21 protein-coding genes and 1 tRNA gene are annotated in these 21555 nt (G+C 64.9%); 11 read left to right on the top strand and 11 right to left on the bottom strand.

From position 1 onward, the window contains the following. Positions 1-5: 5 nt before the first annotated feature. The 6 genes from V473_RS00320 to V473_RS00295 are packed head-to-tail and all read right to left on the bottom strand — an operon-like array spanning position 6 to position 6124. On the bottom strand, positions 6-884 hold the full coding sequence (locus V473_RS00320; RefSeq protein WP_066599086.1) for an RDD family protein: 879 nt from the start codon (positions 882-884) through the stop codon (positions 6-8). Then, on the bottom strand, positions 868-1902 hold the full coding sequence (locus tag V473_RS00315) for a stage II sporulation protein M (RefSeq protein ID WP_066599084.1): 1035 nt from the start codon (positions 1900-1902) through the stop codon (positions 868-870). Before V473_RS00315 ends, V473_RS00320 begins: the two co-directional genes overlap by 17 nt. Continuing rightward, positions 1899-3212, bottom strand: coding sequence for a DUF58 domain-containing protein (locus tag V473_RS00310; RefSeq protein WP_066599082.1), 1314 nt, complete (start codon positions 3210-3212; stop codon positions 1899-1901). The genes V473_RS00315 and V473_RS00310 overlap by 4 nt, the downstream gene beginning before the upstream one ends. Positions 3213-3237: 25 nt before the next feature. Further along, positions 3238-4194 carry an AAA family ATPase gene (locus V473_RS00305; protein ID WP_066599080.1) on the bottom strand — a complete coding sequence of 319 codons (957 nt, stop codon included), beginning with the start codon at positions 4192-4194 and terminating at the stop codon, positions 3238-3240. Continuing rightward, complete coding sequence (locus V473_RS00300; protein ID WP_066599078.1) at positions 4191-5432, bottom strand: hypothetical protein; 1242 nt, start codon at positions 5430-5432, stop codon at positions 4191-4193. Before V473_RS00300 ends, V473_RS00305 begins: the two co-directional genes overlap by 4 nt. After that, the gene (locus tag V473_RS00295) at positions 5429-6124 is read right to left on the bottom strand and encodes a DUF4129 domain-containing protein (protein ID WP_066599077.1); all 696 of its coding nucleotides are present in this window, start codon (positions 6122-6124) and stop codon (positions 5429-5431) included. The genes V473_RS00300 and V473_RS00295 overlap by 4 nt, the downstream gene beginning before the upstream one ends. Before the next feature lie 120 nt (positions 6125-6244). Between V473_RS00295 and V473_RS00290 the strand changes: the two genes are divergently transcribed. Beyond that, a complete protein-coding gene (locus V473_RS00290) occupies positions 6245-7042 on the top strand; it encodes a hypothetical protein (protein WP_242495997.1) in 798 nt (265 codons plus the stop codon). A gap of 26 nt (positions 7043-7068) precedes the next feature. Here the strand turns inward: V473_RS00290 and V473_RS00285 are convergent, their stop codons facing one another. Beyond that, on the bottom strand, positions 7069-7530 hold the full coding sequence (locus V473_RS00285; RefSeq protein WP_066599076.1) for an Lrp/AsnC family transcriptional regulator: 462 nt from the start codon (positions 7528-7530) through the stop codon (positions 7069-7071). A 113-nt stretch (positions 7531-7643) separates the two neighbouring features. Here V473_RS00285 and phhA point away from each other — a divergent pair, with 113 nt between their 5' ends. The 6 genes from phhA to V473_RS00255 all read left to right on the top strand — a co-directional run bounded on the left by phhA (position 7644) and on the right by V473_RS00255 (position 13236). Then, positions 7644-8501 carry a phenylalanine 4-monooxygenase gene (phhA, locus tag V473_RS00280; RefSeq protein WP_408021481.1) on the top strand — a complete coding sequence of 286 codons (858 nt, stop codon included), beginning with the start codon at positions 7644-7646 and terminating at the stop codon, positions 8499-8501. A gap of 65 nt (positions 8502-8566) precedes the next feature. Further along, positions 8567-9631 (top strand): 4-hydroxyphenylpyruvate dioxygenase, encoded by a 1065-nt coding sequence (gene hppD, locus V473_RS00275; protein ID WP_165363591.1) that lies wholly within the window; start codon positions 8567-8569, stop codon positions 9629-9631. Continuing rightward, the gene (gene hmgA / locus V473_RS00270) at positions 9628-10935 is read left to right on the top strand and encodes a homogentisate 1,2-dioxygenase (RefSeq protein WP_066599065.1); all 1308 of its coding nucleotides are present in this window, start codon (positions 9628-9630) and stop codon (positions 10933-10935) included. The genes hppD and hmgA overlap by 4 nt, the downstream gene beginning before the upstream one ends. Next, positions 10935-12239: a fumarylacetoacetase gene (gene fahA / locus V473_RS00265; protein WP_066604753.1), complete on the top strand. Its 1305-nt coding sequence runs from the start codon at positions 10935-10937 to the stop codon at positions 12237-12239. The genes hmgA and fahA overlap by 1 nt, the downstream gene beginning before the upstream one ends. Next, positions 12236-12880 (top strand): maleylacetoacetate isomerase, encoded by a 645-nt coding sequence (gene maiA / locus V473_RS00260; protein ID WP_066604755.1) that lies wholly within the window; start codon positions 12236-12238, stop codon positions 12878-12880. The genes fahA and maiA overlap by 4 nt, the downstream gene beginning before the upstream one ends. Next, entirely contained in the window at positions 12877-13236 is a 360-nt protein-coding gene (locus tag V473_RS00255; protein WP_066599063.1) for a Rieske (2Fe-2S) protein, read from the top strand. The genes maiA and V473_RS00255 overlap by 4 nt, the downstream gene beginning before the upstream one ends. A gap of 50 nt (positions 13237-13286) precedes the next feature. Here V473_RS00255 and V473_RS00250 read toward each other — a convergent pair whose 3' ends face one another. The 3 genes from V473_RS00250 to V473_RS00240 form a co-directional block, all read right to left on the bottom strand. After that, positions 13287-14726, bottom strand: a complete 1440-nt coding sequence (locus V473_RS00250; RefSeq protein WP_201785463.1) for a mannose-1-phosphate guanylyltransferase/mannose-6-phosphate isomerase — start codon at positions 14724-14726, stop codon at positions 13287-13289. A gap of 360 nt (positions 14727-15086) precedes the next feature. Beyond that, positions 15087-15545, bottom strand: coding sequence for a MarR family winged helix-turn-helix transcriptional regulator (locus V473_RS00245; RefSeq protein WP_066599060.1), 459 nt, complete (start codon positions 15543-15545; stop codon positions 15087-15089). 11 nt (positions 15546-15556) lie between these two features. Next, positions 15557-15982 carry an organic hydroperoxide resistance protein gene (locus V473_RS00240; protein ID WP_066599057.1) on the bottom strand — a complete coding sequence of 142 codons (426 nt, stop codon included), beginning with the start codon at positions 15980-15982 and terminating at the stop codon, positions 15557-15559. Between the two features lie 154 nt (positions 15983-16136). Here V473_RS00240 and V473_RS00235 point away from each other — a divergent pair, with 154 nt between their 5' ends. Genes V473_RS00235 through V473_RS00220 form a run of 4 tightly spaced genes read left to right on the top strand, consistent with a single transcriptional unit; the run spans position 16137 to position 20948 of the window. Continuing rightward, positions 16137-16706 (top strand): TetR/AcrR family transcriptional regulator, encoded by a 570-nt coding sequence (locus tag V473_RS00235; protein ID WP_066599051.1) that lies wholly within the window; start codon positions 16137-16139, stop codon positions 16704-16706. After that, on the top strand, positions 16703-18370 hold the full coding sequence (locus V473_RS00230) for an MFS transporter (protein WP_066599049.1): 1668 nt from the start codon (positions 16703-16705) through the stop codon (positions 18368-18370). Before V473_RS00235 ends, V473_RS00230 begins: the two co-directional genes overlap by 4 nt. Positions 18371-18384: 14 nt before the next feature. Beyond that, positions 18385-19566, top strand: a complete 1182-nt coding sequence (locus V473_RS00225; protein ID WP_066599048.1) for an HlyD family secretion protein — start codon at positions 18385-18387, stop codon at positions 19564-19566. Further along, the gene (locus tag V473_RS00220; RefSeq protein WP_066599047.1) at positions 19563-20948 is read left to right on the top strand and encodes an efflux transporter outer membrane subunit; all 1386 of its coding nucleotides are present in this window, start codon (positions 19563-19565) and stop codon (positions 20946-20948) included. Before V473_RS00225 ends, V473_RS00220 begins: the two co-directional genes overlap by 4 nt. 307 nt (positions 20949-21255) lie before the next feature. On the opposite strand, the gene V473_RS00215 is transcribed toward V473_RS00220, so the two are convergent. Further along, a tRNA-Gly gene (locus V473_RS00215) sits at positions 21256-21330 on the bottom strand. Positions 21331-21555 lie beyond the last annotated feature (225 nt).

Genomic DNA, 21555 nt, shown 5'->3' with positions numbered 1-21555 from the left:
TGAGGTCAGCGCCGCCCCACCGTCCCATGCTTGTCCTCGCGGCGGCGGCCGACCAGCATGGCGCGTTCGAGGCGGATGCAGAGCGCGGCATAATAGTCGGCGAGGAAGCCGTAATCGTCGCCATCGTCGGGCAAGCCCGCCTTACGCCGGATCGTGGCGGCGACGGTGGCGATCGCATCGTCCTGTCCAGCCCGCAGCACATTTTCCAGCGTCTGCAATTCATAAATGCCATAAAGGTCGAGCGCGGCGTCGGTGAAGACCCGGCGCGGTTGCTCGGCGCGCGCGGCGACGAGATCAGCGCCCAGTTTCGCGCGCACATTGTTCACGACCCAGGTGCCCGCGAGCAGATCCCCCACCCGCAGCCGGTCGCGATTGAACAACGGGAAAAAAAGGAAGATGCCGGTCCAGCACAAGGCGAAGAGGGTGAGGAAGCCGTCGGCCGCGCCCTGCGCAGCCTGCATCCCCAGGAATGAAAGCGGCAGGAAGACTTCGATTTCGCGCAGCGCATTGCGAGCGATCACCGCGCCGCCGGTCAACCGGCCGCCATCGCGCGCGATAACGCGCAGGCCGAGCAGCCGCTTGCCCGGCGTCGCGCCCCGCCCGCCCATTTCGAACAGGATGAACCAGCCGTTGCGCAGGACGAAAGCGCCGACCAACCAGAGGATCAGGAATATTTCGCCACTGGCCCCGGCGATACCGAGCAGGCGGATGGCGATGGTGGCGAAGATGAGGCTGATGAAGAGGATGAGGATATCGAGCATGAAGGCCGAGGCGCGCGTCCCCGCGCTGGCCAGTTCCAGACGCAGGTCGACGCCTTCGGGCGTGATGAAGCTGCGCCGCAGCGAGGCGGGCGCCTTTGGCGCGCGGTTACGCCGCCAGCGCATCGCGATCCTCCCGGCGCCGGGGGAGATAATAATAAGTCAGCCAGCCGGCCAGCGCGGCAAGCCCGATGCCGTAGCGCATCGCGTCCGACTGGACCGTCTGCCGCCCGATTCCTTCGAGCAGGCCTGCGACCAACAGCATCAGCACGACGCCCGCCATGGCGATGGCGGCGCTGCGCCCGGCGATGACGGCCGCTTGCGTGCGCGCCTCGCGGCCAGGGAAGGCGACCGCCGTGCCGATCTTCATGCCCGCCGCGCCCGCCAGGATGATGGCGAACATTTCGGTCGAACCATGGATGGTGAGCCAGCCGAGGAAATTGAAACCCAACCCCTTGCTCGCGAACAGGCAGAGCATCGCGCCCAAAGTGAGGCCGTTATAGACGAGCAGCAGCACAGTGGGCACGGTGAAGGCGAAGCCGAGGGAAAAGGCGAAGATCGCGACCTGGCTGTTATGGGTGAAGAGATAGGCGGCGAAGGTGGCGAGGCCGCCATCCTCCTGCGGGCCGTAGATGGTGGCGCGCAGCGTTTCCGCGCTGGCGGACGGATCGCGCCCGCCCGACATCGCGTCGGGGATGATGCTGTAATACCAGTTCGGATCGGTGGCGACGAGCCACCAGCCGGCGACGACGCCCGCCACCGTCAGGATGAGGCAGATCAGGGTTTCGCGCCAGAGCAACTGGATGCTGAGTGGCCAGTCGCGAGCGAAGAAGCGGCCGAGCTGGCGCGTCGCGGTGTCGGGCACGCCGTAGAGCTGGAAATAGGCGCGGGTGCAAAGCTGTTCGAGATAAATGACGAGCGCCCGGTCGAGCGAGGTTTCGCGCGCCACCGAGAGCGACGACAGAGCCGAGCGGTAGAGCAGCGGCAGGGCGAGGATATCGTCTTCGGACAGGGCGCGGACCGAGCGTTTCTCCATGCGGGTGACGAGTTGGTCGAGCCGGTCCCATTCGCCCTCATGCGCGGCGCGGAAGCGGCTGGCGTTGACCAGAGGGGCGGCGGCGCGGCCGTCGATGAGCGCGCTCATAGCAGGTTCCTCCGCTTGAGATCGACATAGCCCTGGACCAGCCGGTCGGCGACCCGGTCATGTTCGGCCTCGATGACATGGGCGCCCAGATGCCGCAGCCGGGTGAGCACCATCCGCCGGTCGCGCAACAGGGCGGCGGCAGTGACGGCGCGGGTGACATCGTCGGCATTGCTGGGGCGACGGTCGAGGATCGATTCCAGTTCCTCGTCGCGCAGAACGACGATCAACAGGAGATGGGTTTCGACCAGGCGGCTGGCGGCGCGGACGAGAAATTCGGCCGAGGTGAGGTCGGTGAACTCGGTGAAGAGGACGATCATCGAGCGGCGGGTGAGGCGCGTCGCCAGCGTGGTGAGGGCGTGGGTGTAGTTGGTTTCCTCCCCGCTATAGTCGATACGGGCGGCGAGACGCTGAAGTTCACCAAAGGCGGCGGCGCCCGATACCAGTCCGCTGGCGATGCGCGGGCGCGAATCGAAGGCGTGGAGCGCGACGCGGTCGCCCAGCTTCAGCGCAACCCAGGCGGTCAGCAGCATAGCGGAGACGACGCGGTCGAGGCGACTGAGGCCCGCGACCGGCTCGCTCATCTGGCGGCCGGCGTCGATCGCGAAGACGATCTGGTTATTGCGTTCGGAACGGAATTCCTTGGCGTGCAATTTGCTGTGGCGGGCAGATTGTTTCCAGTCGATCGCGCGCCGGTCCATACCGGAGCGAAACTCGACCAGCGCGTCGAAATCCGCACCGTCGCCGCGATCGACCTGCGCCATCAGCCCTTGCAGCGCATGACGCTGGAATATCTGCGCACCGCGATCATGGACAGGGCGGATGTCGGGCAGGATCGCCATGGTCGCGTCGAGCGGCACGATCCGCTGTTTCCAGACGAGGCTGAGCGGCCCTTTCCAGCGCAGCCAGCCGCGCGCGATCCGCGCCATGCCGCGCCGGACGGTGCGCAGCGGAATGGCGGCAGACGCCTTGCCCGCATGTAGGTCGACCCAGAGGCCGTCCTCGTCCTCCGGCTCCAGCAACGGTCCGCTGTCCAGCAGCAGTTGCGTGCGGGCCGGGGGGACGCCCGCGATCGTCACATGCGCGGCCGCCTCCACGGGCGCGCCGACGCTGGCGGCGCGGGGCAGATCGAGCCGCAGCGCCGCTTGCGCCGGACGGCTGCCCAGCAGCGCGTCGGCGAGGCTCGCGATCAGCACCGCCACCGGCCAGGCGAGCGCGGCATACCAGCGGCCCGGCACCAGCAGGGCGACGAGCAGCGTTACGGGCGCGCCGGCCGCCGCCGTCCATATGGCATTGCGGGTGGGATAGATCATGGGCGGCTGGTCATGGCGGGCGCGCTCAGCGCGGCGCCTCGATCGTGTCGATGATGCCGGTCACGACATCCTCGACCCGGCGGCCATCGATTTCGGCGGCGGGCGAGAGGATGAGGCGATGGCGCAGCAGCGCGGGCGCTAGCGCCTTGACGTCGTCGGGGATGACGAAATCGCGCCCGTCCAGCGCCGCACGCGCCCTTGCCGCCCCCGCCAGCATCGCGCCGGCGCGGGGGCTTGCGCCGCTTTCGAGGTCGGCGACATCGCGCGTGCCGCGGATGAGGGCGAGGATATAGTCGATCACCTCATCGACCAGCCGCACGCCGTTGACCATGGCGATCGCTTCGGCGATGCGGGCGGCATCGGCGACCGGGACGACGCCCCAGGCTTGCGGCGTCATCGCATGGGTGCGCGCGCCATGGGTGGCGACGATCTTCCGTTCTTCCGCGGCGCTGGGATAATCGACGCTCTGCTTGAAGAGGAAGCGGTCGAGCTGCGCTTCGGGCAACGGATAGACGCCCTGCTGCTCGATCGGATTTTGCGTGGCGACGACCATGAAACGGTCGCTCAAGGCCAGACTTTCGCCGTCGATGGTGACGGTGCGTTCCTGCATCGCCTCCAGCAGGGCGGCCTGCGTCTTGGGCGGGGTGCGGTTGATTTCATCCGCCAGCAGCAATTCGGTGAAGATGGGACCGCGCGTCAGGCTGAACTGGCTGGTCTGGAAGTTGAACAGATTGGCGCCGATGATGTCGCCGGGCATCAGGTCAGGGGTGAACTGGATACGGCCGAAATCAAGGCCGAGCGCATGGGCGAAGCTGTGCGCGATCAGCGTCTTGGCGGTGCCGGGCGGCCCTTCCAGCAAGATGTGCCCACCGGAAAAGAGCGCGACGAGCATGAGATCGATGGTCGATTCCTGCCCTACCACCGCGCGGGCCACTTCTTGCTTGATGGCCTGGCCGAGCGCCTGAACCTCTTCTACCCTCATCTGCTCTTATCCTCTTGCCAATCATGGAGCGCCTGCGCCGCGTCGAGCAGGCTGTGCCGGTCGCTTGCCGCATCCGCCGCCTGTATGAGGTCGGTGAAGCGGCGTGCGCCCTTCAAACTATCGAGATAAGCGTCCAATGCGCCGTCGCGAAGACGGGCGGGCGCGCCGAACGCCCGCGTCGCGCGATCACGCATGGCGGCGGCATAGCGGCCGCCCAACCGCGCCTCGCGCCCCGCCTTGCGGATCAGCAGCGCGCTATTGTCGACCAGCGCGGCCTTGCCGAAAGCGATGGCGCGGGTGCGGGCGCGCGGCGGGCCGAAACGGCCGAAGGCATGGAGGCCAGCGAGCAGCAGCGCGGCGGCGATGGCCAGCGTCATGGCGAGGAAAGGCGGCTCGAACAGTAATTTGAGCGGACTGCGCGAATGACCCAGGCCGTTCATCGACACGTCGAAGGCGATGCCATCAGGATCGGTGCTGTTCATCCAGTCTAACAGCGCCAGCGCGGATCGGGCCTGGCCCAGATCCTTCATGCCGCGATTGTTGAGCAAATCGGGATCGGACAGCACATAGAGCGGTCCTTCCCCCACCTGCGCCAACACGACGCCGCCCCTGCCATCGGTCAACAGCGGGATGAGTTTGCGCCAGCGGTCCTGTTGCTGGTCATTGTCGGGATCGATGCCAGTGATGACCTGGATCGGACGCGGCGCCCGGAAGCGGCCGGGGACGCCATTGGAGACGAGCGCGCCGCCCCCGCTGCGATATTGCCGCATGGCGAAGCGGACGCCGGGCGCGAGCACGCCGATCGGCTCGGAAAGCGGCAACAGCCCCCGATAGCGCGCCCAGCCGGGATGATCGTCATCCGGCACGGTGCGCCATTTGGGCAGGACGAACAGGGTCGGCCGGGTCGCACGCTGCATCAGCGCCGCACTGACATCGGTCGCGCCGCTTTCGGCGGTGACCACCAGCAGGTCTTCGGTATCGAATTCGTGGGCGGTGCGTATGATGCGCGGGTGGCGGCCGGTCGCCTGCGCCAATTGCACGAGGCCGGCATAGCCGGTCACCGCATTGGACAAAGCGTGCGCGCCACCGTTGCGGCCCGATCGCAGGTCGGGGGCATAGGCGCCCAGCACCAGCATGGCAGAAAAGCCGACTATCCCGATCGCCAGCATCAGCGCGACGGTGCGGCCGTGGAACAGCGTGGCGTCGGACGACGGCGGGGCGATCGTGACGTCGCTCATGACGCCCAGTTCCGTGTCCGGGCGAAATCGGCATAGGCGTGGCGGCAGCGGCCCCATTCGTCGGCGTCGATCGGGCGACCGCCGAACAGGCTGCGCTCGACCGCGGACGCGATTTCCGTGAACAAGCGGCGCGGCGCGGACGGAATGCCCTCAGCGCGGGCGAGGTCGCGGCTGGTGAGCGCCGGGCGGACGACGTGCGGACGGCGGCGGGCCAAATCCTCGACGCTGCGCAGCAGCAGATGATGCACCGCCTGCGCATAACGGCCCTGCGCGGCAAGGGCGTCGGCTTCGTCCAACCAGGCGCGCGCCGGGGCGGCGTCCGGGGTCCAATCCTCTTCCGCCGCGTCAACTGCGGCGGCCGAACGACGCCGTCGCCAGCGCGGCAAGCGCCAGACGCCGTGGCGGACGCGGTCGATCACGATCCCCAGGATCAGCAGCGCCAGCGCAGCGATCATGGCCCACAGGACGATGCGGGCATAGGGCGCGTCGGGCATGAAACCGCCGATCCAGCGCAGGAAACGGCCGACGGGGGCAAGCGCCCATTCCAGCCATTCGCCCAGCGCCCTGAGCCAGGCGGGCGGTGGCGGGCGACCCGGCGCTGGCGTCATGTCGAACTGCACGTCGCCGCCGGCCAGCAGCACGCGATGCGCCGCAGCCAGTTGATCGTCCGACATATGCGCTGGTCCGGCCATCGATGCCCACCCCCCGTCGCGGGCGACCCTAGCGGCTGGCGGCGCGGGCGCAAGCCATTCAAAGGATGACAAAGCCGGTCGAATACGACAGCGTCGAATCCGGGTTTGGAAATGGGGGATATGATGATGGCGACGCGCGCGGCCTTGGACGAGCAACGATCCTTTTCGGTCGGCCGGGTGCTGAGCCGCGCCTTCGGCACGCTGGGCGACAATCCACTCGCAACCTTCGGCATCGCGTTCCTGTTCGGATCGATCCCGCAATCTCTCTACAGCTATTTCATCGGTTCGACGCTGGCGAGCGCGGACCGGGCGAGCGCGATCGCGGCGATTGCCGTATCGGTCGCCTCCTTCGTCGTGTTCCTGCTGCTGTCGATGCTGGTGCAGGGCGCGCTCGTCCGGGCCACGCTGGCCCAGGCGCAGGGGCAGAGGGCCAGCTTTGGACAATGTATCGGCACGGGCCTGGCCAAGGCGGCGCCGCTGATCGGCCTTACCATCCTGCTGATCCTGGGGATCATGGCCGGGTTCGCACTGTTCGTCGTGCCCGGCATGATCCTGTTCCTGATGTGGTCGGTCGCGGCGCCGGCGCTGATCGCCGAAGATAGCAGCGTGCTGGCCGCCTTTTCGCGCAGCCGGTTCCTGACCAAGGGCGCGCGCTGGCGCATTTTCGCGCTACAGCTATTGTTGCTGGTGCTGATATGGCTGGTGTCGGCAGCGCTGGGCGCGGTCATTCTGGCGAGCGGCATGGCGACCCAGGCCATTGGCGAAGCGGCGCTGTCGCTACCCTATCTCCTGATGTCGGCGGTCAGCAACACGCTGATCATCGCTTTCTGGAGCACGGTGCAGGCCAGCCTTTATATCGACCTGCGCGCCTGGAAGGACGGGCCGCAATCGCAGGATCTGGCGGACATCTTCGGCTGACTCGCGCCGCTCTGCGCCGCGGCCAGTCATACCGGCAATGCGGTGGTATATTTGGTGAGCGACAGCGCGAAGTGGGAGGAGGCGCCGCCGACGGCGGGATGCTCCAGCAGGACGCGCATCAGGAAGCGCTCATAGTCTTCGACGTCCGACGCGACCACGCGCAGCAGATAATCCCAGTCGCCCGACATCGAATAGCATTCGATGATCTCCCGCCGTTCCCGCACGAACGCCTCGAACGGCGCCCGCACTTCCCGCGCGTGGCTGCGCACGCGGATGTTGCAGAAGACATTGACCTTCCGATCGATCGCCACCGCGTTCAACAACCGGACCGCCGGGCCGAGAACCCCGGCGGCCTCCAGCGCCCTGACTCGCCGCCAGCAGGAGGCGGCCGAGCTGCCGACCCGTTCGGCCAGTTCCGCGTTGCTGAGCGTCGCGTCCGACTGCAACTGGTCGAGAATGCGCCGATCAACGGCGTCCAGGTCGATCATATTTCATATTATCCTTTATTGTGAAACATGCAGTTCAAATTATACCGAAAACTAGCGCATATTGAAACGGGATTTCGGCTTTTCCATGCGATAAGGTCGCTATGGGACAGGATATGCACGAACGGCCGGAGGGCGCCGCCGGGGACTGGACGGTCGCTCAGGACTGGCACCGCTACACCGCGGCGGAACATGCGATGTGGGACCGTTTGTTCGAACGGCAGGCCCGGATGCTGCCCGGTCGGGTCGTGCCGGAATATATGGCTGGTCTCGATATATTGCGCATGGACAGGCCGGGTATTCCCAATTTCGATGCGCTGTCGGAACGGTTGATGAAGGCGACGGGCTGGCAGGTCGTCGCCGTGCCTGGGCTGGTCCCCGACGCGGTATTTTTCGAACATCTCGCCAACCGCCGCTTTGTCGCCGGGCGCTTCATCCGAACCCCGGACCAGATCGATTATCTGGAGGAGCCCGACATATTCCATGATGTTTTCGGCCATGTGCCGCTGCTCGCGAACCCCGTGTTCGCCGACTATATGCAGGCCTATGGCGCGGGCGGGCTGCGCGCCGACAGCCTGGGCGCGATCGAACGGCTGGCGCGGCTTTACTGGTACACAGTCGAATTCGGCCTGATCCGCCAGGAGGACGGGCTCAAGCTCTACGGCGCTGGCATCGTCTCTTCTTATGGCGAATCGCTATTCGCGCTCGACGATCCGTCGCCCCATCGCATCGGCTTTGATCTCAGGCGGCTGATGCGGACCAATTACAAGATCGACGATTATCAGCAGAGCTATTTCGTGATCGACAGTTTCGAGGACCTGCTGCGCCAGACAGCGCAGACCGACTTTGCGCCCCTTTACACGGAGTTGGACGGGCAGCCCGATCTGGCCACCGATGCGCTGTTGCCAAGGGACCATATCTTAACGCGCGGAACGCAGGCCCATGCCCGCAGTCGGGCGGAGGTCGGCGCATGATCCCGGCGACGGCCCCACACGCACCGCCCTTGCTGCATAACGAACATAAGAAAGAGGACCTGTCCATGGACGTCAACGTCAACGTCGCCCCGGAGTCCGTGACCGACAATCCGCTCGGCCTCAACGGTTTCGAATTCGTCGAATTCACGTCTCCCGACCCCGATGGAATGGCCGCGCAGTTCGAACAGTTGGGCTTTACCGCGACGCACCGCCATCCTGTGAAGAATATCACCCGCTACAAGCAGGGTCGCATCAACCTGATGCTGAACCGCGACGACGCCGGTCGCGTCGCGGCGTTCCGGGGCGAACATGGCGCGTCCGCCAGCGCGATGGCGTTCCGCGTCAACGATCCGCAGGCGGCGATGCGCTGGGCGCTGGACCATGGCGCCAAGCGCACCGACGAGGATGACACCGTGATTCAGGGCATCGGCGGCTCCTACCTCTATTTCGTGGCGGATGATGCAGATCTCTACGCCGACTGGGCGGAATTTTCCGGCTGGCGCGAAGCGGAAGCGCGCAACAATGTCGGCCTCGACCTGCTCGACCATCTGACCCACAATGTCCGGCGCGGCCAGATGCGGGTGTGGAGCGCATTCTACCGCACCCTGTTCAATTTCGAAGAGCAGAAATATTTCGATATCAAGGGCCAGGCCACCGGCCTGTTCAGCCAGGCGATGATCGCGCCCGACAAGGCGATTCGCATTCCGCTGAACGAAAGCCAGGACGACAGAAGCCAGATCGAGGAGTTCATCCGCCAATATAATGGCGAGGGCATCCAGCATCTCGCGCTGACCACCGCCGATATCTACGACACGGTCGAGCGGCTGCGCGCGCGCGGCGTCAGGTTGCAGGATACGATCGAAACCTATTATGAGCTGGTCGACAAGCGCGTGCCCGGCCATGGCGAGGATTTGGAGCGGTTGCGCGCGAACCGCATCCTGATCGACGGCGATGTGGAGAGCGAGGGCATATTGCTGCAGATTTTCACCGAAAATATGTTCGGCCCGATCTTCTTCGAAATCATCCAGCGCAAGGGCAATGAAGGTTTCGGCAACGGCAATTTCCAGGCGCTGTTCGAAAGCATCGAGCTGGACCAGATTCGGCGCGGCGTCATCACGGTGAGCGAATGACGGATATGCGCCTCACCGGATTTGGCAACCATCATGCGACCGAGGCGATTGCCGGCGCGCTGCCGGTCGGACGCAACTCGCCGCAGCGCGTGCCCTTTGGCCTTTACGCCGAGCAGTTTTCGGCGACCGCCTTCACCGCGCCGCGGCACGAAAACCGGCGTAGCTGGCTGTACCGTATGCGGCCGAGCGCCGGCCATGGTCCATTCCTGCCCTATGATCGCGACAGCCTGCTGCGATCCGGTCCCTTTGACGAGCGCCCCGCCTCGCCCAATCGCCTGCGCTGGAACCCGCTGGACATGCCGGCGGAACCCACCGACTTCATCGACGGCCTGGTGACCTATGCCGGCAATGGCGATGTCGCGACGGGCGCGGGTTGCGGCATTCATCTGTACGCGGCGAACCAGTCGATGGTCGATCGCGCCTTCTTTTGCGCCGATGGCGAATGGCTGATCGTGCCGCAGGTCGGTACGTTGCGGATCGTGACGGAAATGGGCGTCCTGACCGTTGCGCCGCTCCAGATCGCACTGATCCCGCGGGGCATCCGTTTCCGTGTCGAGCTGCCGGGCGGGGCTGCGCGCGGCTATGTCTGCGAAAATTACGGTGCGCTGTTCCGCCTGCCGGACCTTGGCCCGATCGGGTCCAACGGCCTGGCCAATCCGCGCGATTTCGAAGCGCCGGTCGCGGCGTTCGAGGATGTCGAGCGGCCGACCCAGATCGTCCAGAAATTCGGCGGCAGGCTGTGGGCGACGACGATCGACCACAGTCCCTTCGATGTCGTCGCCTGGCACGGCACGGTCGCGCCCTATCGGTACGACCTGACGCGCTTCAATACGATCAACACGGTCAGTTACGACCACCCCGATCCGTCGATCTTCACCGTGCTGACATCGCCCAGCGACACGCCCGGCACGGCCAATATCGATTTCGTGATCTTCCCGCCGCGCTGGATGGTGGCGGACGATACGTTCCGCCCGCCTTGGTTCCACCGCAATGTGATGAGCGAATTTATGGGACTGATCGAGGGCGAATATGACGCCAAGGCCGGGGGCTTCGCGCCGGGCGGGGCCAGTTTGCACAATGCCATGTCGGCTCACGGGCCAGACCTGTCGAGCCATGACAAGGCGGTCGCCGCGCAGTTGGCGCCGCACAGAATAGAAGGAACGATGGCCTTCATGTTCGAGAGCCGCCACATGATCCAGCCGACCGCCTGGGCGACGGAAACGCCGCTGCTGCAACCCGACTATGACGCCTGCTGGACGGGCTTTCGCAAGGCGCAATTGCCGGTTACGCAGGGGGATATATGATGGCGGACTGGTGGACGACCGACGCGACGCATGACCCGGCGCTGACCAGCTGGGTCGAAAGCGCGCAGGACCATGGCGATTTCCCGATCCAAAATCTGCCGATCGGGTTATTCTCCCCGCCCGGTCACGAACCGCGCATCGGCGTCGCGATCGGCAACGCGATATTGGACCTGCGGGCCAGCGCCGACGCCGGGTTACTGCCCGACGACGTGGCGATGGCGTGCCGCGGCAGCGTGGTGAACGAATTGCTCGCCCTCCCGGCGGACCGGCGGCGCGCGCTGCGCCATAGGCTGAGCGGACTATTGTCCGATCCGGCGCATCGGCCGGTCGTGGAAGACTTTCTCCATAGCGCGGCGGACTGCACCCTGCACGTGCCCGCGCGGATCGGCGACTATAGCGACTTTTATGTCGGCATCCATCATGCCAATAATGTCGGCCGCCAGTTCCGGCCCGACAATCCGCTGTTGCCCAATTATAAATATGTGCCGATCGGCTATCATGGACGCGCGTCCTCGATCCGCGCGTCTGGCGTGCCGCTGCGGCGGCCGCTGGGCCAGCGCAAGCCACCCGAAGCCGATGCGCCGGTCGTCGGGCCGACCACGCGACTCGATTATGAGCTGGAACTGGGCGTGTGGATCGGGCCGGGCAATGCGCTCGGCACGTCCATCCCGATCGCGCAGGCGGCCGATCATGTCGCGGGCTTCTGTCTGCTCAACGATTGGTCCGCGCGTGATTTTCAGGCTTGGGAATATCAGCCTCTCGGTCCCTTCCTCGCCAAGAATTTTCAGTCGACCATCTCCCCCTGGATCGTCACCGCAGAGGCGATGGCGCCATTCCGCACAGCCCAGCCCATGCGGCCGGACGGTGATCCCCAACCGCTACCCTATCTGCTGGATGCGAGCGATCAGGCGCATGGCGCACTCGCCCTGATGCTGGAAGCCTGGCTGCTGACCGCCAGAATGCGGGAGGCGGGGCAGGCGCCGATCCGCCTCAGCCGCGGCCCCGCGACCAATATGTACTGGACTGTGCAACAGATCGTCACCCATCATGCGTCCAATGGCTGCGACCTCAATCCGGGCGACCTGCTGGGCACCGGCACCATTTCGGCGCCCTCCCGCGACGGCTTCGGCAGCCTGATGGAACTGAGCATCGGCGGCAAGGAACCGATCGCCCTGCCCAATGGCGAAAGCCGCGCCTTCGTGGAGGATGGCGACGAGATCATCCTGCGCGCCCATGCGTCGGCGCCGGGCCGCGTGTCCATCGGCCTGGGCGAATGTCGGGCGCTGGTGAAGCCCGCGCCATGAGCGGGGTCGTCCTGCACGGCTATTGGCGATCGTCAGCCGCCTATCGCGTGCGGATGGCCCTCAATCTCAAGGGCGTCGCTTATACTCAGATCAATCATGACCTGCGCATAGGCGCCCAGCGCGACGACGCCTATCTGGCGATTGCGCCGCACGGACTGGTGCCCGCGTTGCAGGTTGACGGCCGGGTGCTGATCGAAAGCCCCGCCATCCTCGAATGGATCGACGCCCGGTGGCCGGAGCCGACGTTGCTGCCAAGGGATGAGGATGACAAGGCGATCGTCCGGTCGATGGCGGCGCTGATCGCCTGCGACATTCATCCGCTCAACAATCTGCGCATACTCAAGGCGTTGAAGCATGATTTCGGGGCCGATCAAGCACAGATCGATGCCTGGACCCATCGCTGGATCGGCGCGGGCTTCGGGGCGCTGGAGCAGATGATCGCGCGCCATGGCGACGGCTTTGCGTTTGGCGATGCGCCGACACTGGCGGACTGTTATCTCGTACCGCAGCTTTTCAATGCACGGCGCTCCGGCGTCGATCTGACGCCCTACCCCGCGCTGGTGGCGGCCGGTGACAAAGCCGCTGCGCTGACGACCGTCGCCGCAGCTCGTCCCGATGTGCAGCCGGACGCCGACAGATGAACGGCGATCGGGTGACGGCGACGCCGACGGGTGTGCGACTCTGCGCGCTCGACGCCCTGCAGGACGGGGCCGCCCGCAATTTCGTCCTGCAGATGCGCGCGGGCCGTTTCCACGGCTTCGTCGTGCGGGACGGCCAGCGAGTGTCGGGCTTTGTCGACCGCTGCCCCCATGCGGGCCTGCCGCTGGCGCAGACGCTGGACGACTATCTCACGCCCGACGGTCGCTTCATCGCCTGCAGCTGGCATGGCGCCCTGTTCGACAAGCAGGACGGCCGGTGCGTCGGCGGCCCTTGCACCGGCCAGTCGCTGAAGGCCTGGCCGGTGGCGCTGGTCGAGGACTGGATCGTCACCGCCTGACCCTATCCCTTTGCGTCCATTGCAGGATTTTGGCCTGCCCCCCCGGCACGTCACTGACGCGCATAGCGGTCCTCATAGCGGATGATATCGTCCTCGCCCAGATAATGGCCGGTCTGGACCTCGATCATCTCGACCGGGATCTTGCCGGGATTTTCCAGCCGGTGAACCGCGCCCAGCGGCACATAGACCGACTCGTTCGCGCTCACCAGCTTGACCGTCTCGCCGATCGTCACCTGCGCGGTGCCCGCGACCACGATCCAATGTTCGGCGCGATGATGATGGCTTTGCAGCGACAGCGCCTCTCCCGGCTTCACCATGATCCGCTTGACCTGGAACCCGTCGCCCATCGCCAGGCTTTCGAACCAGCCCCATGGCCGGTGATCGCGCGGCATCGTCTCGGCCTGTTTGACCGATCGCGCCTTGAGCGTCTTGACCGCTTCGCCCACCCGCTGGCTGGCCGCGCGCGGCGCGACCAGCACGGCGTCGGGCATGGCCACGACGATCATGTCGTCCAGGCCGATCCCCACCAGTTCCAGCCCGTCCACTTCCGATCGCAGCAATGTGCCGGTGCAATCGATCGCCGTCGCGCCGCGCGAACAGACATTGGCCTGTGCGTCGGGGCCGCTTTCCTGCCACACGCTTTTCCAGTCGCCCAGGTCCGACCAGCCCGCGGCAAACGGCATCACGACCAGATTGTCGGCTTTCTCCATGATGGCATAGTCGATCGAGATGGTCGCCGCCCCGCGCCACGCCTCCACTCCCAGCCGGGTAAAGCCCAGATCCGCCGAACCGCCGGCCACAGCGCCTTCGACCGCGGCCAGCAGGTCGGGGGCGTGGCGGCGATAGGCGTCGATGATCGCGGCCAGGGAAAACAGGAAAATGCCCGCATTCCAGAGATATTTGCCCGAAGCCAGCATGGCGGCGGCCCGCTCTGCGTCAGGCTTTTCGACGAAGCGCATCAGCGGGCTGGGCGTGGGTGCGGACCGGGCCGACGGGTCGTCCAGTTCCAGATAGCCATAGCCGGTTTCCGCGCGGGTGGGTTCGATGCCGAAGGTGACGAGCGATCCATCGAGCGCGCTCTGCCGCGCCGCGCGCACCGCAGCCTGGAAGGCGGGCGCGTCGGGGATCAGATGGTCCGACGGCAGGACCAGCATCAGCGCGTCGGGGTCCTGCCGTTGCAGCACCAACGCGGCGGCCAGGATGGCGGGCGCGGTGTTGCGCCCCTCCGGCTCGATCAGGATCGCCGATGGCGTGGCGCCGGCCGCGTCGAGCTGCTCGGCCACGATGAAGCGGAACGGGTCGCCGGTGACGATCGCGGGCGCGGCAAAGCCTTCGCCCTGCACCAGCGTGGCGGCGCGCTGGAACAGGCTGGTCCCGTCGATCAGGTCGGCGAACTGCTTGGGATAGGCTTTGCGGGACAGCGGCCAAAGGCGCGTGCCGGCACCGCCGCATAGAATCACGGGATAAATCACATTATGGTCAGTCGGCATGACAGAGGCGCGCCCCTATAAAAAGGATCTTCTACAAATCGGTTGCGAAGCAGAGTTGCTTTATATCCGCATTCCATGTGTGACTTATAATCTAACGCGGTGATCGCCTATCGCTTTTGGTGAAACCAGGTTGAGGACCTATTAAATCGCTTGCTGGGATGGCGGCGGGTTGATCCAATGGCGGCGCAAGCAGACGTCTTCACAGGTGATTTGATCTGGCTACCGGAGGCGCAGATGCGGCGGATCAAGCCGTATTTCCCGTTGTCGCACGGAGGCCACGGGTCGATGATCGCGGAAACATCAGCGACATCATCTTCGTAATCGGTAACGGCTTGGGACATCATATCTGCCAGATGCGTGCTAGGATTCCCCGACCGGCACCCCTTTCAACGCAGTGACCAAGGCGCGAACCCGGCTGCGCAATTCGATGATCGATTCTGTATCGATGTCGAGCCCGGCGCCCAGCATTTCGGGCACCCGCGCGGCGGCGGATTTCAGATCCCGACCCGTTGGCGTCACGTCGATCAATACCCGCCGCTCGTCAGTCGCATCACGGGTCCGGCTTATCAGGCCCGCTTTTTCCATACGCTTGAGCAGCGGGGTCAGGGTGCCGCTGTCGAGATGGAGCATGTCACCCAGGGACCCGACGGTTTGCGGCGTATGTTTCCACAAAACCAGCATGACCAGATATTGGGGATAGGTCAGTCCCAACTCCGCCAGAATGGGCCTATACAGGCGATTGAGCAGGTTCGACGCAGCATAAAGGGGAAAGCAGACCTGCCGGTCGAGATCGAGCGGATCCGAATCCGGCAGCGTCATGCCATTTCCTCTCAGTTCACCGACACCGCAATCGCAACATCGATATTATTCTTCACCGCGTTTGAATAGGGGCATACGGCATGGGCTTTGGCAACCACTTCTTCCGCCGTTGCCTGATCCAGGCCCGTGATCGTCACATCAAGCGCCACCGTCAAGGCGAAGCCGCCTGTTCCGTTGGGCTGCATCCCGACATCGGCTATGACGACGATATCCTCGTCCTTGACCTTTTCAGATGTCGCGCGCGTCACATGGATTACGGCATTGCCGAAACACGCCGCATAGCCGGCGGCGAACAATTGCTCCGGATTAGTAGCGCCACCCTTCCCACCCAAAGCCTTTGGGAGGGCCAAGGGCTGGTCAAGCAGGCCATCGGCGCTTTTCACGGTCCCGGAACGTCCGCCGACGGCGGTAACTTTAGTGCTGTAAAGCAGGCTCATTCATCGATCCTCACTATTAAATCATATACAAATATATTGCGCACAATATATTTGGTCAAGGCCTGTGAGCGTCCATCGGAAATCCGCTTGCCAAAAACCTTGATCCGAAGCCAAAAAGATTGACATTCGGACAAAATAGTCCGCTTATGCTCGTGTGACCAACGATCGGACCGACGCGAGACGACATCGCCAGGCATTGCTTCAGGCTGCCTCCGCAATCTTTCTGGAACATGGCATCACCGCGCCGCTCGATCTGGTCGTCACGCGCGCCGGGGTCGGGCGCGCGACGCTTTATCGCCATTTCCCCGATCGGGTTGCGCTGGTTCTTGCGCTGGTCGATCAGTCTCTCGACGCGCTGGAAGCCTTGGCTAAGGCTGTTCCCCACGATCGCGCGACGTTTCAGATTCTGCTGCTGCATCTGGCTGATATCCTTGCGAAGGATCCCTCGCTGGCGGACTTCTGGCGGGTTATTCCATCCGACAACGCCCAGCGGATAGGCCAGCTCCAACGCTTTCGGCTCATGTTCGACCGGGCCGTAAGCGACGCTATCGAAGGCGGCACGCTACGCGGCGACTTCAGGTCCGACGACATGCTGCTGGTTGGCGGTATGCTTGGGGCCGTCGCACGAGAACCTGATGCCGACAAACGCCGGGCCATGGCCGCCCGTCTGGTCGATCTGCTGGTTTCAGGGTTACAACCAGTCGATTCCGGCGCGTCACGATGACGACGCCGCTCGAACCCATTCCCAACTGGACCGACGATGAAAAGCCATCGATGCCGGGGTCGCCATCCACGCCGCGCCACAGCGGCCCGGTCCGCGTCGCCTATGTCGCCACGGCGCTGCTGCTGGGAATCACGGGCGGGCTTGGCAACGCGCTGATCAGCGCCAATCTGCCCAGCATCCAGGGGGAACTGGGCCTCACGCCGGTCGAGGCGGCCTGGTTGCCCGCAGCTTATCTAATGGTCAATGTCTCGACCAGCCTGCTATTGTTCAAGTTCCGCCAGCAATTCGGCCTGCGCCTGTTCGCGGAGATCGGCCTGCCGCTTTATGCCGCGGTCACGATCCTGCATCTGTTTGCGGACAGCTACGCCATGGCGCTGCTGGTGCGCGCGGTCAGCGGGTTTGTCGGCGCCACGATCAGCACGCTGGCCATTTTCTACACATTGCAGGCCTTTCCCAAGGCGAAGCTGGGGCAAGGTTTGGTCATCGGCCTTGGCATTTCCCAGTTGGCGACCCCGTTGGCCTGGCTATTGTCGCCGGCCTTGCTCGATCTTGGCGAATGGCGGACCCTTTACCTGTTTGAATCGGGGCTGGCATTATGCTGCCTCGCCGCCGTGGTGACGCTGAAGCTGCCGCCTGGCATTCGCATCAAGGTGTTCGAGGGCCGCGATTTTCTGACGTTCCTGCTGCTTGCTCCAGCCTTGGCGCTGATCGTGGCTGTGCTGGCGCAGGGACGCACCCAATGGTGGACGTCACAGCCATGGATCGCCGCTGCGCTGATCGTTGCGATCATCCTGTTCATGGCGAGCATATTTGTCGAACATCATCGCGCCAATCCGATGATCCAGACGCGCTGGTTGGGCACCGCCTCCACCATCCGTTTTGCAATCGGCGCGATGGGCATCCGTTTCCTGTTGTCGGAACAGACCTATGGCGCGACCGGCCTGCTGCGCACGCTGGGCATGGGACCGGACCAATTGCAGCCGCTTTATGCCGTCATGCTACTGGGTCTGGTGGCGGGGATCGGCGCAAGCGCCCTGACTTTCAATCAGAAAACCGTCATTCCGCAAATCTTGCTTTCCATAGTGCTGATCGCGATCGGCAGCTTTCTGGACTGGAACGCCACCAGCCTGACCCGTCCGCATGATATGTTTTTCAGCCAGCTCCTGTTGTCCTGCGGGGCGGGACTGTTCATGGGACCGTTGCTGTTGGTGGGCGTGATGAGCGCGCTGAAGAACGGTCCCAATTATATTGTCAGTTTCGCTGTATTATTCGGCGTCAGCCAATCGATTGGCGGGCTGGCCGGCCCCGCTGCGCTCGGCACGTTCCAGCAGTTTCGACAGCATGAATATTCCGCCGCGATCAACGCCGGCGTGGACCCGACCAACGGCGTCGTCGCCCAGCGGCTTCAGATGCAAGGTCAGGTCTATGGCCGGGTCATGACCGATCCCGTGCTGCGGCAAGCGCAGGGCGTCGCGCAATTGGCCCAGATATCCACGCGCGAATCGCAAGTGCGCGCGTTCAACGACGTGTTCCTGCTGAACGGCCTGCTCGCGCTGCTGCTGCTCAGCTGGTCGATGCTCCACGTCATCCGCCTCGCCCTGGAGGCAAAGAACAACCCTCCCGCCGCGCCCGGTCCGCAGACCGGCGCGGCGGCCCCGACCTGATGGAAAACCGGAACATGGCAGACGAACCAATCATCCGCGACGATCGCCCGGTCGATGACGCGCCAACGCCCGACCTGGTGGACGCCAATGGCAACCCGCTGGGGGCGAGCGATGACGCGACCGTTGCGGAACCGCCCAAAACCATCAAGCCCCGGCGCAAGACGGTGTTCATCATGGCGGGCGTCGCGCTGATCGGGATATTGTTCATCCTGGCCGCCTGGCGCATCTGGCCGTTCACCAGCAGCATCGTGACGACGGAAAACAGCTATGTGCGCGGCCAGATCACGGTGATGGCGCCGCAGGTCAACGGCTATGTCGCGCAGGTTCTGGTGCGCGATTTCCAGCATGTCCGCGCCGGGCAACCGCTGGTGCGGATCGACGACCGCATCTATCGCCAGCAACTGGCACAGGCCGAGGGGCAACTCGATGCGGCCAGGGCGGAACTGGCCAACGCCGCGCAGACGCTGGCCCAGAATCAGGCCGACATAGAGGCGCGCCGCGCGGACCTTTTTGCCGCGCAGGCGGAGCGCGATCGCGCGAGATCGGACGAGGAGCGGGTCAACGACCTGGCCCTGCGCGGATCGGTATCATTGCGAGAGCGCGACCAGATCCGCGCGACCGCGCGATCGGGCGCCGCCAATGTGCTCAAGGCGCGCGCCGCGATCCGCATAGCGGAGGAAAGCGCAAAGGCGACGTCAGTGTCGCGCCTTGGGCTGGAGGCGCAGGTCAAGACCGCAACGGCGCAGCGCGACCTTGCCCGGATCAACCTTGCCAACACAGTCATTCATGCGCCCAAGGACGGGCAGTTGAGCGAAGCCAGCGTGCGGCAGGGGCAATATGTCGCGGCGGGCTCGCAACTGCTGTTCCTGGTGCCCGAAAGCCTGTGGGTGGTGGCGAATTTCAAGGAAACCCAGACCCGCAACATCCGTCCCGGCCAGGTCGCGACCTTCAAGGTCGATGCGCTGGGCGAAACGCTGAAAGGGCATGTCGAGGGCTTCGCCCCGGCGACGGGTTCGGAATTCAGCGTTTTGCGCCCCGATAATGCCAGCGGCAACTTCACCAAGGTCGTCCAGCGCATCCCGATCCGCATCAACATCGACCCCGGCCAGCCGCTCGCCAACCGGCTGCGGCCCGGCATGTCGGTCGTGACGCGGGTCGAAACCGCCGGCGCGACCGGCACAGGCAGCGTGCGATGAAGCGGCATTGTATGGCGCTTGCAGGTGCAGCGACCCTGCTTTCGGGATGTATGCCCGCGGATGTGCGCCCGCCGGCCTCCGCTACGGTCGTAGCGCCTGCCGCATGGCGCGACGCGGTCGCCGCTGCCGGGTCCATCGCCCCCGACTGGTGGCGTGCGTTCGGCGATCCGGTTCTGGATCGGCTGATCGAGGATGCGCTTGCCCGCAACACCGACATACTCGCCGCCGCCGCTCGCGTGCAGGAGGCGCAGGCCGACATACGCACCGCGCGATCGGCCCTGCTGCCTGCGGTCGACGCCATCGGGGCGGGCCAATATGCGCGCGCGCCGGGTGCATCGGGCCTCTCCACCAGCACGGCGTTGCAACCGGAATTGCAGGCCAATTGGCAGGTGGACCTGTTCGGGCGACTGTCGCGCCTGACCGATGCCGCCCGGCTGCGCTATGTCGCCAGCCAGGCGGATCGCGATGCCATGGCCCTGTCCGTCGCCGCGCAGGTGGCGCAGGGCTATATCGGGCTGCTGGCGCTGGACGCGCAATTGTTCGTGTCGCAGGAAACCGTGACGTCGCGCAAGGAAGCCTTGCGCCTGGCGACCGACCAGGCGTCGGTCGGCTATATCTCTCAATTCGAACTGACCCAGGCGCAGTCGGAATATCAGGCCGTCGAACAGGCCATTCCGCAAATCAGATTGGCGTTGAGCGCGCAGGAGAACGCCCTGCGCCGGCTGGTCGGCGATCTGCCCGGACCCGTGGCGCGCCATCGCAGCCTGATCGATTTTCCCGTGCCGGTCGTACCCGCCACCTTGCCATCCGACCTGCTGCGCCGCCGTCCCGACATAGCCAGCGCCGAACTGGCGATCGCCGCCGCCGACGCCAGGCTGGCGGCCGACCGCGCCGCCTTCCTGCCGCAAGTCGCGCTATCCGCCAGCCTGGGGCAATTGCTGGTCAATGCGACCGATTATGATCCGGTCACCATCTGGAGCCTGGGCGGCAGCATCCTGGCCCCGATCTTTTCGGGCGGCAGGCTGACGGCGCAGGTCGCCACCGCCACCGCGCAGCGCGATCAGGCCGCCTTTGCCTATCGCGGCGCGGCGCTCGCCGCGTTCGAGGAAGTCGAAACCGCGCTGACCGGGGTCTTGCGCTATGCCGAACAAATCGACCGGCTGCACAACCGGCGCACGATCCTGAAACGGTCGGTCGCGCTGGCCACGGATCGTTATCGGGGCGGCTATGCGGCCTATATCGAGCAACTCGACGCCCAGCGAAATCTCTATGCTACAGAACTTGACGCGATCAGCGTGCGACAGCTCCAGCTGGAAAATATCATAACGCTCTACCGTGCGCTGGGCGGCGGATGGTCTGGCGGACAAACTGGTGGAGGATGAAAGCCATCCTTAGCGTGGACCTGTGACGGATTTGCGCCGGTCACCTGAGCGATTAGAGCTCGCAACAGGAGACTGGCCTGCTGCCGGTTTGGTGGACACCAAGACAAGGTGTTTATCGGACTGGAGGACGTAAATGGAGCGAAGAGCCGATATGTTCGATCATATCGAGAGATTTGGCGACGATGTGAGACGTTAGCCTTGTTGATTTTCTGGAGACAATATGGAGAGGGCGTGCGGCTTGGACAGCCTTGTCCCCAAACTTTCCTCGCCTCAGCGCCCCAGAAACCATTGATTTTTCGATGATTTCTGGAGCGGGCGAAGGGATTCGAACCCTCGACCCCAACCTTGGCAAGGTTGTGCTCTACCCCTGAGCTACGCCCGCTCTGGCGGCCGGAGGATGTGTCCCTCTCGGCGGGTGGCGGGGAACTAGCAGCGCTTGTCTAAAGGGGCAAGGGGAGAATTGCACAAAAATGAAATTCTCCTTCACAAGCATAAAAACCCAAGCTTTCCTGTGTGTTAACCGGATACGGAATATGTCACCGTCGGGTCGGCGCATCATTCGCTGCGCGAATCACCCCCATGCGCGGCGCGAAAGGGCGGCTTGGCG

The organism is Sphingobium cupriresistens LL01 (assembly GCF_001046645.1).
Taxonomy (GTDB): domain Bacteria; phylum Pseudomonadota; class Alphaproteobacteria; order Sphingomonadales; family Sphingomonadaceae; genus Sphingobium; species Sphingobium cupriresistens.
The sequence above is the reverse complement of the archived record's forward strand: the minus strand, read 5'-3'. Positions and strand labels throughout refer to the sequence as shown.